Below are 12595 nucleotides of genomic sequence, written 5' to 3'. Positions count from 1 at the left end.
CCCCAGTTTAGGTTATTTCCTTACAAGGGGTCGCAGGTTCAAATCCTCAGCCCGACCGAAGGGTCGTTCGCGAAACCACCCGATAAGAAATCGCTCCTGAGAATTCCCAGGAGCGATTTCGTGCTCCTAGCCTTGAAGATCAACAACTGCGGTTTTTCAGCGGCTCCCACGATCCGTACTGGTCTACCAGTTGAAAATCTATGTCGAGGACGAAGCACGCGGTGACTGTGCTCGTCTTGGTGGTGTTCACTTCCTCCGGGGCCGACGCCGCAATACGAACTATGCCCGTGATGTGGCTGCCCTGTACGGCAACATCCTCAACGGCGACCGTTCCGGATGTGCCAGCCGAGGACGAACGCGATTTCTTGATCACGTCAACCACGGCGCCCGCATCGAGCGATTCGTGGCGCGGCTGACTACCGTCGCTGTTGTGAAACAGGAGCCATCTAATGTCTTCCTGGAGGCTGTCAACGAAGAGCTCCAACTCCCAGGCAGCTGCCGCGTCTCGAGTCCATGAATCCACCTCCGTTGTTGGCGACCACGCCGCAAGGGGGTGGGGACAGTCGATCGGTGCGGACGTGGTCGTGTCGCCGGTGCGCTCTATCAACGCACACGCCGTGCCCACCGCGAACTCCTCGGTGCTGAATCCTCGCTCGGGATCAGGGCTGAAAGGGCCCGGTCCGGGGCCGGGTACGTCCATCCTCCAGATAGCGATCCGAGCACGATTGGTGGTTGAGTCGATGACGCGATAAACCTCTCCTGAGGACGCAAAGCGTTCACGCAAGTCGGCGCTCGGTTCGTTGAACTCTCGTAAATCCGCCATCATTGCGACCTCGCTGAACTCAGCGATCTCCGGGATGGACTCACCCAACTCGGCAGAGACCTCTGCCCGCCCATCGCATCCGCTCAACAGCGGTGCCAGGGTGACCACTCCGAGCACAACACCGATGGTACGGAGCGACATCGATAAGCCGATCGGGCCGCGTTCCGGTACCCCCGCGCCGACATTCGGCTTGCCGCGATTCACCATGTCAGCCAATAGACGCCCAGGGAGCCCACTGCGGGGCGAGCAATGAGCAGCAGGATGATGACCGTTATTGCGATGGCCAGCCACAGCCACCATCGTCGGGCGGTATTGGCGATGGCCAACGCGATGAGGGTAGGGACGAGAAGATACATCAGGGCCGTGACCAGCAGCGGTACGGTGAAAACCGGGGATGCCAGGCCGCTCACCGAGGCAATGCCAGCAACCGCGGGTATCAGGGAGACGGCCGTGGTGATAGTTCCAATGGCTCCGACAGCCCAGGCGAGCACTAGCTGAAGGGTGCGCGCGGGTCGCAGTTTGTTGGTGCTCATCACAGTTCGGTGCCGCGCAGGCGTGTGGAGTCAGCAATCACGTCGCTGTCACCTTCCGCGGGGTCGGCGGCCGAGTACGCCACCAAGCCACGACACCCGCACGATGACGAGGAGGGTCGACATATCGAGCCCTCCTGGGCTGGAGTCGACGGGGCGGCAAAGTGGAACTTTGCAATTGGTCACGTTTTTTGTGAGCGGTCACACGTCTCAAGCTACCCCACAAACCTTCCAGACGGTTTGTTTAGCCGAAGCCGCTTCACGCACCCCGCTTGGTTGGCGGCCTGGCGTCGAGCGTCTGAAGAAACTCCGGGCGAATGATTGACGGAAGAATCATCATCCAGAAGCTCTCAACCCGTTCAGTCAGGTCTCGACGTTGCGATAGGGCGTCACTCGTCAGTTGAAGCCCAGTGATGGCGGAAGTAATGACAAAAGCGCAGTCATCGGTTACAACATGGTCGTAGAGAGTTCCCGCCGCCTGTCCCCGGTTGAGGAGCTCGGTCACGGCGACGATCCAAGAGTTGTAGCCGTGCGCGATTGCCTTTGGTGGGCCAGCTCGATCAACTGTCATTCGGATGCTGGCTCGCATCAACGGATCAGAAAGTAAAGCTTCCGCGAACTCATACGACAGGTCGACGACTCTCTGCACCGGTGAGTCGTCGGTCTCAATGTGACGGTCCAGCCATTCGCTCTGCGACGCGATGATCGCTTCGGCGACCGCCTCCTTCGAGGGAAAGTGGAAGTACAACGCGCCCTTGGTAATGCGGCTCTCCCGCACCATTTCCGCTATCGTCGCGGCGCCGTAACCGTGCCGATCGATGGTCACGGCAGCCCCAACTAGCGCGATACGCCGCGTATCCACGGCACGTTGCTGCTGGGGCATCTTGGGTCCTCGTTCGCTGGTAACAGCTGAAATCATGGCCTACAGCTGCATAGGATTCTTCGATCAGCACCCTACTCGCCGCACCCTTACGTGTGGCTAAGCGTTGGCCTCAAGCGGTTGTCGCCGCAAGCCACTGCAATCCGTACTTTGTACGCTAGCCGAGCCGTGGCGATTCGAGCCCGACTCCGGCGGAGGCTCTGTCCGTCGTACGAGATGCGTTTGGATGGCCTAAAGAAGTCAGCTCTGCACCATCACCGAGGCATCATTAGTCTCACCCGCTCAAGGAGCGGTCCACCGCAGCGGCCGAGTACTCGCGGTCCACCACAAGGGCGGCGAGGCCGACGGTGGCTCCGTGTTGTCCGAGCGTTGCAAGGCCGACACTCAAGTGGCGGGTCGCTCGTGGAAGGGAACGGGGATAGAGCGTCTCGCGGACACCGGTCAGTAGAGGCGCGGATGCAAGCATCCCCCCGAGGATGACCTCGGCAGGGTTGAGAAGCGACACGACGGTCGCCACGACCCCGCCGATGACCCGGCCCGCCTCCTGCGTCAACCGTGCCGCATCGGTGTCGCCCGCTGCGAGGTATTTGCCGACGTCAGAACCGGACGCGGCCGGCTTTCCCAGCGCTGTGAGGGCACGCGCGACGGCACCTCCGGAAGCGACTGCGGCGAGGCATCCGTTGGCGCCACAATGGCACACCAGGTCTTCGTATCCGGCGATCTTGACGTGCCCGATGTCGCCAGCACCGCCATCGGTGCCCCTGTAAACGTTGCCGCCGAGGACGATCCCGGTGCCGATTCCCGACGACACCTTGATGAAGCACAGCGACCGGGAGTCGGGGTAAGCGGTACGCTGCTCACCCAGAGCTGCAGCGTCAGCGTCGTTCGCGACCAGAACCGGAACCCCGAGCGCATCGCGGAGGTGCTCGGGTATCGGGTAGGCGTCCCAGCCGGGCATGATGGGTGGCTGGCTTGGCCGGCCGGTGTCGGGGTCGACCGGCCCTGGCACGCTGATCCCGATCGCTGCGACCCGTGGGCGGTCGCGTTCGTCGAGAAGGGCCCGGGCACGTTCGGCTATGGCATTGAGGGCGACGGCGGGTCCATCGGCGACCGCGACAGCGACGCGCTCCTCTGCTTGCACTCGACCAGCCAGATCTGTCAGCGCGACCGTCGTGTGAGTCGTCTCGACCGAGGCCGTCACCACGGTTGCGTGTGTGCTGTTGAACTCAAGCCGCCTGGATGGGCGACCGCCCGTGACGCGTTCGGTCCCTCGCTCGACGATCAATCCCACATCGAGCAGAGCATCGATGCGTGATGAGACCGTCATCCTCGACAGGCCCGTGAGGTCGAGGACGTCGCCGCGGGTAAGTTTGCCGTGCTCTCGAATGAGTGCCAGCACATCGCCTGGTCCGGGCATTCTCCGACCTCCTGCTTTCTGGTGTTTTCATTATGCTTGACAGTTAGACAAAACACACCTAACTTTTATACGTATCGGTCGTGCGAGTGCGGCTGACATCACCCTGCATCAAGCTCAAGGAGGCGCACGATGAAGATCCGATCCACGGCAGTGACCATGATGGCAGTGTCAGCGGTAGCAATGCTCACAATCACTGGCTGTACATCAAATGCGGATAGCGATGGGGCGGACGATGAGGGCATCACGTTCTGGGTCCAGGAGGACCTGCCCGACCGCGTCGCCGCCACGGAGGCTATCGTCGCCGACTTCGAAGAGGAGTCCGGCATCGACGTGGAGGTGGTTTCGGTCGCGGAGGACCAGTTCGCCCAGCTCATCACGTCGTCGGCCGCAGCAGGCGACCTTCCCGACGTCATCGGCGGCATCTCACTCCCGCAGGTGCGTACCCTCTCGGCGAGCGAACTCATCGACACCGAGGCCGTTTCCGCCGTCGTCGAGGACCTCGACCCGTCGACGTTCTCCGACAAGGCACTCGAGCTCACCGCCGATGGCGACGCACAGCTCGCCGTCCCCAGCGAATCCTGGCTCCAGATGCTCCTGTACCGCACGGACCTCTTCGAGGCAGCCGGCCTCGACGCACCGGACTCGTATGACAAGATCCTCGAGGCGGCAGAAGCGCTGAATTCTCCTGAGCTTGCCGGTTTCGTTGGCGCGACCGCGCCGGGTGACGCGTTCACCGAGCAGACGTTCGAGCAGATCGCTCTGGGGAACGACTGCCAGCTCGTCGACTCGGATGCCGAGATCACCCTCGACTCCGAGCAGTGCGTCGAGTCCTTCGACTTCTACGGCGACCTCATCTCGAACTACTCCGTCCCAGGCGCCCAGGACGTCGACACGACCCGTGCCACGTACTTCGGAGGCCAGGCCGCGATGTTCATCTGGTCGAGCTTCGTGCTGGACGAGATGGCAGGCCTGCGCAACGACGCCAAACCCACCTGCCCGGAGTGCGCCGAAAACCCGGCGTTCCTTGCCGAGAACACCGGCGTCGTCACCTCGATTGCAGGACCGAACTCTGACGAACCTGCGCAGTTCGGCGAGATCACGTCGTGGACCATCACTGACGGCGCGAACGCGACGGACGCCCAGGAGTTCATCAAGTTCATGATGAGCGACGGTTACGAAGACTGGATCGCCATCGCACCGGAGGGCAAGGTGCCTGCTCGCTTCGGAACGCCGGAAGAGCCCACGCGCTACTCCGATGTCTGGGCCACGCTTCCTGCCGGCGTTGACACGAAAGCTCCTCTCTCGGACTTCTACTCGGCCGATGTGCTCGACGCTGTTGCCGCCGGCCCCGCGAACATCGCGCGGTGGGGCATCCCTCAGGGTCAGGGAGACTTGTTGGGAGCACTTCAGGGTGAGCAGCCCGTCGCCAGTGCCGTCAATGAAGTCACCCAGGGCGCCGAAGCCGAGCAGGCCGCGACCACGGCGGCCGAGACGGCGCGATCCGTCCAGGAGTCGCTCCAGTGACCCAGTTGTCAGGAGGGGCCGACCTTTCGGGTCGGCCCCCCGCGATCCCGGATGAGGGGCCTGATCTCAGCGCAGGTGCTGCGCCCCGGCGCGGCCGCTCGCGACGCAACCGTGAGGAACGGCGCGCCGGCCTGCTGCTGATCTCACCGACCCTTGCCATCATCCTGATCGCCGTCGTCGTTCCTATCGTCTGGGCCGTCGCACTTGCGTTCCAAAAGGTCAGGCTGATCAACATCCGTGAGACCGGCCTGTTCGGCTCATACACGGTCGAAAACTTTGTCGAGGTGCTCACCTCGCCAGGCTTCCTGCAAGCGCTGTGGACAACGATCGTCTACTCCGTATTCGGCACCGGTCTCGCCATCGGCATCGGGCTCATCGCCGCGCTCGCCCTGCGTAAGCCCTTCCGTGGACGCGGAATCATCCGCGCGTCGCTGCTACTTCCGTACGTCGCTCCCGTCGTCGCGGCCACATTTGTCTGGTCGACGCTCCTCAACCCGCAGTACGGCCTGGTGAACTGGTTCGGTCAGACGGTACTCGGATGGTCCGAGCCGGTCGCCTTCCTCTCCCAGCGGTGGCTACCCGTGTCTATCTTCGGACTCGAGATCCAGGTGCCCATCGCCCTCGTCACGGTGATCTGCTTCGAGGCGTGGCGGTCGTTCCCGTTCGCCTTCCTGTTCCTTACGGCCCGACTCCAGGCGGTGCCTGAATCCCTGGACGAGGCGGCCCGAATCGATGGGGCGACGCCGAGCCAACGATTCGCCCACATCCTCTGGCCACAACTCGTCCCGACCATCGCTGTCCTGACCGTGCTCCGCTTCATCTGGACGTTCAACAATTTCGACGACATCTACCTCCTGACGGGCGGGGGAGCGGGAACCCAGGTGGTTGCCGTACGCGTCTTCGACTACATGACGGCCCGCGGCGATATCGGAGCTGCTGCGGCTCAGGCGCTCGTGCTCGCGGCGATCCTCGCGATTCTCGTCACCGTCTACCTCAGGCTCTTCGGACGACAGGAGGAACAGGCATGACCGCCACAGGTCTCGACAAGAGGGTGCTTTCTCGTCCCCAGCGCCGCGGCCTCAACCGCGACCGTTTCGAGAACCGCCTTTTCAGGGTTTTGAAGCCCATCGTGATCGTCCTGCTGATGATCGTCGCGTTGTTTCCGTTCTACTACATGGCGCTGCTGAGCTTCCGGTCGCTGGACTCGCTGCTCCAGAACCCTGGGGCGCTGTGGATTTCGCTCGAAGAGCTCAACCTCTCCACGTACGTCGATGTGCTGACCCCCGTTGCGGATGGCGGCCAGGGCTTCATCGTCTTCATGCGCAACTCGCTGCTCGTAGCGCTGAGCACCGTGTTGCTCACGCTGCTTGTCACGATCCCCGGCGCCTACGCGGTAAGCCGCCTGCAGTTCTTCGGTCGTCGCCAGGTGTCAGGGCTCTTCCTTGCGGTGTATTTCTTTCCTGCCATCCTGCTCGCTGTGCCGCTCTTCGTCTTCTTCACGCAGGTGGGACTGCGCGGATCACTGGTCGCGCTGATCATCGTGTATGTCTCGCAGGTCGCAGCGGTCTCGATCTATACATTGCGCAACTACTTCGCGACGGTTCCGGTCTCGCTCGAGGAGGCTGCGGCGATCGACGGCTGCGGGCGCCTGCAGACGATGTGGAAGATCAGTCTTCCGCTTGCCATGCCTGCTGTCGTCTCGAACGGTCTGTTCATTTTCATGATCGCCTGGAACGAGTTCCTCTTCGCCCTGCTCTTTCTCGTGGAGAAGCGCGACTCGTGGACCGTCTCGCTCGGCCTCTCGCAGCTCTCGGGCAGCATCGAGGTACCGACGACCGTACTCATGGCCGGGTCCGTCATCATCACCCTGCCCATCATCGTTCTTTTCTTCGCTTCGGAGCGCCTCCTCGTCGGCGGGCTCACCGCTGGTGCCGAAAAGGGCTGATCCTTTCGGTTCCGCCACTTAACCTTCGCAAAACGGAAGGAGTGCACGTCCGTGCCTCAGATTGTCCAGTTCACCGAACCCGGCAAGGTCGAACTCGTCGAGATCGACGCCGCGCCACTCGTCCCAGGCACGGTACGAGTGGCCACGTGGTACTCGGGAATTTCCGCGGGCACCGAACTCACCGCCTACCGGGGAACGAACCCTTACCTGAACGCCACATGGGACAGCGAGCGGCGCCTGTTCGTACCCGGCCAGCCCAGCTTCGCCTACCCCGTGCAAGGGTGGGGTTACTCGGAAGTCGGGCAGGTCGTGGAGGTCGCTGACGACGTCTCGACGCTGAGCGTCGGCGACATCGTCCACGGCATCTGGGGTCACCGCAGCGACGCCGTACTGCCGGCAAGTGCTCTCGAGTGGCGGCAGATGCCCACGAGCGTCGATCCGGTCCTCGGCACATTCGCTCGGGTCGCGTCGATCGCGCTCAACGCCGTTCTCGCGGCCGACGTCCGGCTCGGTGAACATGTGGCAATCTTCGGGCAAGGCGTCATCGGGTTGCTCGCCACTCGGCTTGCGACATTGTCCGGGGGTCGTGTGCTCGCCGTCGACACGGTCAAGGGACGGCTCGAGAAGGCCGCCGCGTTCGGCGCCGTCGACACGGTCGATGCCCTCCGCGAGGGTGGCGCTGGTGCCTACATCCGGGAAGCGACCGGTGGAGGGGCGGACAGCGCTATCGAGCTGTCAGGTGCCGACCGGGCGTTGCACGAGGCAGTGCGGTCTGTCGTCGTCGAGGGTCTGGTCGCGGCATCCGGCTTCTATCAAGGCGGCGCGTCCAATCTGCGTCTCGGGGAGGAGTTCCACCACAATCGCGTGCGCCTCGTCGCGAGCCAGATCTCCGGCGTGCCCGTCGGCCTGGGGGGCAAATGGGACCAACCGCGGCTGGTTCGCACGGTCATGGAGCTCATCCTCTCCGGAGCGGTCGACGCGGAGGCGCTGATCACCGACGTCGTGGATGCCGTTGAGGTCTCCGACATCTTCGCGCGCCTGGACGCGGGTGACCCCGCGATCCTGCAAGCAGTCCTTCGCTTCGACGCCGCGCCGGAGCGCACCCGATGATCGACCTGCCCGACTACCGGCCGCAGGTTCCCGCTTCCCGGCTTCGCGTCGGCCTCATCGGCGCAGGCGCGATCGCTCGGAGCGCACACCTCCCCGCGTACGCCGCGTGGGGCATCCCGGTCACGGCCGTCGCTTCGCGGACACTGGGTTCCGCGCAGGACCTGGCGACCCGTTTCGGAATCGAAACCGTGCACGACACCGTTGCGGGGCTGCTGGCGGATCCTGAGATCGACGTCGTCGATCTCGCCACAGGACCTACAGGGCGACTCGACCTGATCCAGGCGGCAGTCGAAAACGGCAAGCATGTCCTGGCGCAGAAACCGTTGAGTATCGAAGAGTCAGAGCTTCCCCGGTTGTTCGACGTTCTCGGTCTCGCTCGCGAGCGAGGCGTGCGGGTCGCCGTGAATCAGAACGCTCGATGGGCGCCTGCATGGCGGCTGGCCACGTTGCTCATCCGCGACGGTGCGATCGGCGAGGTCGTCGGTGTGACGCACCTGCACGACAAGCCGCTTCCCCCACTCGCTGGCACCGCGTTCGATGAGATACCCCACATGCTCCTGGCGGACTACCTCGTGCACTGGATCGACATCACCCGATGCTGGCTCGAAGCCTCCCGGGTGACGTCGGTGACGGCACAGGACTCGCGCGTTCCCGGTCAACCCGATGCGGCACGCAACCCCTGGCACGCAGGCCTGCAGCTGTCACTCTCAACCGGCGCGAGCGCCTCCATCCGCATCGTCGGAAACGCCCAGACCACGTCCGGCGGTTGCCCCTTCTGGATCCACGGCACCGAAGGAACCATCCGGGGCAGCGTCCTCCTCGGCAGTGACTTCCTGGAGCTCGACCGCGGCGACTCGCGCACCCGATTCGCTCTTGAGGGCCAGTGGTTCACCGACGGCTTCGCTGGCGCGATGGGAGAACTCCTGACGGCCATCGATGAAGATCGCGAACCGGAAAACTCGGCAGCTCACGTAGCAGCATCCGTACGGATCGGCCTCGCCGCAACGGCCTCCGCCGAGGCAGCCGGTTCGCCCGTGCAGCCCGTCGATCTCATTCTCACCCCCGCAACCGCCCGAAGGAACGCCGCATGAACATCATTGACGAGATACCGGTCAGTGCGGCGGCCGAGGTTTACACCGAGGGATGGCAAAGCTGGAGCCCCACAACCTGGTATCGGCAAGGCGTTGCGCTCCAGCGTCCCGACGAAGGATGGCAGCACCTCATGCGGTTCCGCCCCGGAACACCCCTGCCCGAGGAAGGGGTGCAGGGAGAAGGCCTTCTCATCGTCGACCCGGGAGATGGTGCGGCGGCACGGGTCTACGGCACGCTGGACGCCTCGGTCGACGTGCCGTCGATCCGTGCCGTGTGGCGGGGTGATCGGCTCATCGTGGAGGCCGACAAACCCGTCGAGCAGTGGACGGTGCCAAACGCCTCCCCGGCAACGTCCGCAGAACCGCACCCGGCACTCACAAGCTTCGGAGACCGCTTCGGCAGGGCGAACGGTGCCCGTATCGAAGCATCTGCGCCTCGGGTGTGGTGCACGTGGTACCGCTACTTCGAAGATGTCACGGCGGCCGACGTCCTGGAGAATCTGCAAGCGATCGACGAGCGGAGACTGTCGGTCGACGTCGTCCAGATCGACGATGGATGGAGCCTCGGCACGGGGGAGTGGACAAAGCCGAATCCCCGGTTCGGGTCGCTCGCCGACTCCGTCGCGGCGATCCGCGACAGCGGACGACGGGCGGGCGTCTGGCTGGCGCCGTTCTCGGTCGGCTCGCGCTCCGACCTCGCGCAACGGCATCCGGATTGGCTGACCGGGCCCGCAGGCTACAACTGGGGCGACGACCTCGTCGGTCTGGACCTCTCACACCCCGACGTGCGAACGTACCTCACGGAGGTGTTCTCCCGCCTGCGTGACCTCGGGGTCGACTACCTCAAACTCGATTTCCTGTACTCGGGCGCTGTACCTGCGCACCGGTACGCGAGCGATGTCACGGCAGTCGCTGCTTACCGTTCCGGGCTCGCACTCGTGCGCGAAATCATGGGCGAGGACGCCTACATCCTGGGTTGCGGTGCTCCGATGCTCCCCAGCGTCGGTCTGGTCGACGCGATGCGTGTCTCACCCGACACCTTCCACGAGGGCGGCGAGGACGGCTCCCAGGGGCTTCGAGGCCGGATGTCGCTCGAAGCACGGGCATGGCAACACGGACGCCTGTGGACGACCGATCCGGATTGCCTCGTCGCCCGCCCTTCCTTCGCGCTCCGGGACGAATGGGCCGACATCGTCCTCGCTGCGCCGGGTTTGCGCGGTTTCTCGGACCGGATCTCCGAGCTTGACGATCACGGGCTCGATCTGGTCCGCCAACTGCTGAAGGAGCCAACACGATGACTCATGTCGACCTCGACCACCTGAGGAGCCGACTCAGTCCGCTCGTCGCCGAGCTTTACGCGGAGCGCGCCGATGAGGTACTCGAAACGCTCCTCGATCTCGCACAGCGCTGGGCTCCGGAGCTGGGCCCCACGGACAAGGAGCGACCCGACGAGGGTTCTGCCTACCTCATCACCTATGGCGATGCTTTTCGGCGAGAGGGTGAGACACCGCTGCACACGCTCGCATCGGTCCTCAGTGATCACGTCCGGGACGCCGTCACCGACGTCCATCTCCTTCCGATCTACCCGTGGACCTCAGACGACGGGTTCGGGGTGGTGGACCATCGGGAGGTCAACCCGGAGCTCGGCTCGTGGGACGACGTTGCGGACCTTCGGGCGGACCACGCGCTGGCGCTCGACTTCGTTGCAAACCACCTGTCCAGCTCCAGCCCGTGGTTCCAGGGATGGCTCGCAGGTGATCCGCGGTATGCCGGCTACTTCCTCGAGCCCGGACGAGACTTTGACGTTTCGCGAGTCGTGCGTCCCCGGATGACACCGCTCGTCCATGAGTACCAGCGCCCGGACGGGACGGTAGCGCGGGCGTGGACGACGTTCGGACCTGACCAGGTGGACGTCGACCCGAGGACTCCGGCAGTGCTCCTGGACCTCACCGACGTCCTGCTCGGATACCTGTCGCGTGGCGCAACCACGGTGCGCCTCGACGCCATCGGCTTCCTGTGGAAGGAGTCCGGCACCACCGGCATCCACCTGCGACAAACCCACGCCATCATTCGACTGTGGCGAATCCTCGTCGATGAACTCGCGCCCGGAACGCTGCTCTTGACCGAGACGAATGTTCCGCACGCAGATAACATCACCTACTTCGGCAACGGGTCGGACGAGGCACACATGGTGTACCAGTTCGCGCTGCCTCCGCTCGTGCTGCACGCATTCGTGACCGGCAGCGCCACGACGCTCTCAGAATGGGCAAGCACCATTGGCCCGGTGAGTGATACTGCGACGTGGTTCAACTTCCTCGCGAGTCACGACGGGATCGGTATCCGTCCAACCCGAGGCCTGCTGACCGACGACGACCGTGCTCTCCTCGTCGCGCGCGCGCTTGCCCGCGGCGGGCGCGTATCGATGGCCAGGCACGCGGATGGTACGGAGGATGTGTACGAGCTCAACACCAATTTCCTGGACGCATTGGTGGACCCAAACGACCAGGATCCGGATGCATCGGCTGTCGTGCGGGGACTGGCGGCGCATGCCATTCTGCTGTCGCTCATCGGCGTTCCCGCGATCTACTACCACTCGCTCCTTGGCTCGGGCCAGGATCGTGCCGGGATGGAGGCGAGCGACATCCCACGGCGGATCAACCGGGAAGTGCTCGACGCCGACCAGCTCGCGAAAGAACTCGAGACGTCGCCGCGTCGATCGGGGATGCTCGAAGGCCTGAGGACGCTGCTCGAGCTGCGTCGAGAGTTGCCCGCGTTCTCACCCTTCGCCGATCAGCAGATCGAAGTCCTTGACCCCCGCGTCTTCGTCGTCCGTCGTGCAGCGGGAACGCCGAACGAGGTGATCGCCGCGATCAACGTCAGCGACCAGAAGCTCTCGTTGCCGTCGCTGGCGGGGACGGACGTGATCTCGGGCCGTTCGTCGGAGGGTATCGAACTGGAACCCTTCGGATACGTCTGGCTGAAACCGCAGTAGCGCGTCCGTGGCGTTTGAGATCAATGGCGGAACGGGAAAGGTCACCGGAGCGCCCCATCGGGCTCATGGCCGTTCGAAGCAGCGCCGTGGGGACCCATCAACGACGCCTGGCAGCGCGGCCTGATCGGTCGTCTCTCGCTCGTGCGCGCGGCGAGTCCTTCACAGAAAGGACCGGGGTGTCAGGCGCCGTGCGGCGGAGAAGCCCGCAGGAGCGGATCACGTCTGGGGCACACGCCGGCGGGGGAAGCCCGCTGCGTGGATCCGCTTTCCACCGGAATGTCAC

At 64.3% G+C, this 12595-nt stretch carries 11 protein-coding genes; 7 read left to right on the top strand and 4 right to left on the bottom strand.

Features of this window, described 5'->3' with window-relative positions:
* Positions 1-139 precede the first annotated feature (139 nt).
* The 4 genes from AC1M2K_RS15805 to AC1M2K_RS15790 form a co-directional block, all read right to left on the bottom strand.
* Positions 140-1030 (bottom strand): hypothetical protein, encoded by an 891-nt coding sequence (locus AC1M2K_RS15805; RefSeq protein ID WP_480241688.1) that lies wholly within the window; start codon positions 1028-1030, stop codon positions 140-142.
* On the bottom strand, positions 1024-1356 hold the full coding sequence (locus tag AC1M2K_RS15800; RefSeq protein ID WP_480241687.1) for a hypothetical protein: 333 nt from the start codon (positions 1354-1356) through the stop codon (positions 1024-1026). Before AC1M2K_RS15800 ends, AC1M2K_RS15805 begins: the two co-directional genes overlap by 7 nt.
* A gap of 256 nt (positions 1357-1612) precedes the next feature.
* Positions 1613-2236: a ScbR family autoregulator-binding transcription factor gene (locus AC1M2K_RS15795; RefSeq protein WP_480241686.1), complete on the bottom strand. Its 624-nt coding sequence runs from the start codon at positions 2234-2236 to the stop codon at positions 1613-1615.
* Between the two features lie 271 nt (positions 2237-2507).
* Positions 2508-3650 (bottom strand): ROK family transcriptional regulator, encoded by a 1143-nt coding sequence (locus AC1M2K_RS15790; protein ID WP_480241685.1) that lies wholly within the window; start codon positions 3648-3650, stop codon positions 2508-2510.
* A 129-nt stretch (positions 3651-3779) separates the two neighbouring features.
* Here AC1M2K_RS15790 and AC1M2K_RS15785 point away from each other — a divergent pair, with 129 nt between their 5' ends.
* Genes AC1M2K_RS15785 through AC1M2K_RS15755 form a run of 7 tightly spaced genes read left to right on the top strand, consistent with a single transcriptional unit; the run spans position 3780 to position 12312 of the window.
* Positions 3780-5174 carry an ABC transporter substrate-binding protein gene (locus AC1M2K_RS15785; protein WP_480241684.1) on the top strand — a complete coding sequence of 465 codons (1395 nt, stop codon included), beginning with the start codon at positions 3780-3782 and terminating at the stop codon, positions 5172-5174.
* A complete protein-coding gene (locus AC1M2K_RS15780) occupies positions 5171-6202 on the top strand; it encodes a carbohydrate ABC transporter permease (protein WP_480241683.1) in 1032 nt (343 codons plus the stop codon). Before AC1M2K_RS15785 ends, AC1M2K_RS15780 begins: the two co-directional genes overlap by 4 nt.
* Positions 6199-7119, top strand: a complete 921-nt coding sequence (locus tag AC1M2K_RS15775) for a carbohydrate ABC transporter permease (RefSeq protein ID WP_480241682.1) — start codon at positions 6199-6201, stop codon at positions 7117-7119. Before AC1M2K_RS15780 ends, AC1M2K_RS15775 begins: the two co-directional genes overlap by 4 nt.
* 51 nt (positions 7120-7170) lie before the next feature.
* A complete protein-coding gene (locus AC1M2K_RS15770) occupies positions 7171-8229 on the top strand; it encodes a zinc-dependent alcohol dehydrogenase (RefSeq protein WP_480241681.1) in 1059 nt (352 codons plus the stop codon).
* A complete protein-coding gene (locus tag AC1M2K_RS15765; protein WP_480241680.1) occupies positions 8226-9320 on the top strand; it encodes a Gfo/Idh/MocA family protein in 1095 nt (364 codons plus the stop codon). The genes AC1M2K_RS15770 and AC1M2K_RS15765 overlap by 4 nt, the downstream gene beginning before the upstream one ends.
* Positions 9317-10618: a glycoside hydrolase family 36 protein gene (locus tag AC1M2K_RS15760; RefSeq protein WP_480241679.1), complete on the top strand. Its 1302-nt coding sequence runs from the start codon at positions 9317-9319 to the stop codon at positions 10616-10618. Before AC1M2K_RS15765 ends, AC1M2K_RS15760 begins: the two co-directional genes overlap by 4 nt.
* The gene (locus AC1M2K_RS15755; protein WP_480241678.1) at positions 10615-12312 is read left to right on the top strand and encodes an alpha-amylase family glycosyl hydrolase; all 1698 of its coding nucleotides are present in this window, start codon (positions 10615-10617) and stop codon (positions 12310-12312) included. Before AC1M2K_RS15760 ends, AC1M2K_RS15755 begins: the two co-directional genes overlap by 4 nt.
* Positions 12313-12595: the final 283 nt, after the last annotated feature.

The organism is Mycetocola sp. Y171, from assembly GCF_056713165.1.
This window is presented reverse-complemented; position numbering and strand designations above follow the sequence as displayed.

Excerpts from the sequence above, each read along its gene's own strand:
- AC1M2K_RS15765 (WP_480241680.1), top strand. The coding sequence starts at position 8,226 with ATGATCGACCTGCCCGACTACCGGCCGCAGGTTCCCGCTTCCCGGCTT.
- AC1M2K_RS15775 (WP_480241682.1), top strand. The coding sequence starts at position 6,199 with ATGACCGCCACAGGTCTCGACAAGAGGGTGCTTTCTCGTCCCCAGCGC.
- AC1M2K_RS15785 (WP_480241684.1), top strand. The coding sequence starts at position 3,780 with ATGAAGATCCGATCCACGGCAGTGACCATGATGGCAGTGTCAGCGGTA.
- AC1M2K_RS15790 (WP_480241685.1), bottom strand. The coding sequence starts at position 3,650 with ATGCCCGGACCAGGCGATGTGCTGGCACTCATTCGAGAGCACGGCAAA.
- AC1M2K_RS15760 (WP_480241679.1), top strand. The coding sequence starts at position 9,317 with ATGAACATCATTGACGAGATACCGGTCAGTGCGGCGGCCGAGGTTTAC.
- AC1M2K_RS15805 (WP_480241688.1), bottom strand. The coding sequence starts at position 1,030 with ATGGTGAATCGCGGCAAGCCGAATGTCGGCGCGGGGGTACCGGAACGC.
- AC1M2K_RS15795 (WP_480241686.1), bottom strand. The coding sequence starts at position 2,236 with ATGCCCCAGCAGCAACGTGCCGTGGATACGCGGCGTATCGCGCTAGTT.
- AC1M2K_RS15800 (WP_480241687.1), bottom strand. The coding sequence starts at position 1,356 with ATGAGCACCAACAAACTGCGACCCGCGCGCACCCTTCAGCTAGTGCTC.
- AC1M2K_RS15755 (WP_480241678.1), top strand. The coding sequence starts at position 10,615 with ATGACTCATGTCGACCTCGACCACCTGAGGAGCCGACTCAGTCCGCTC.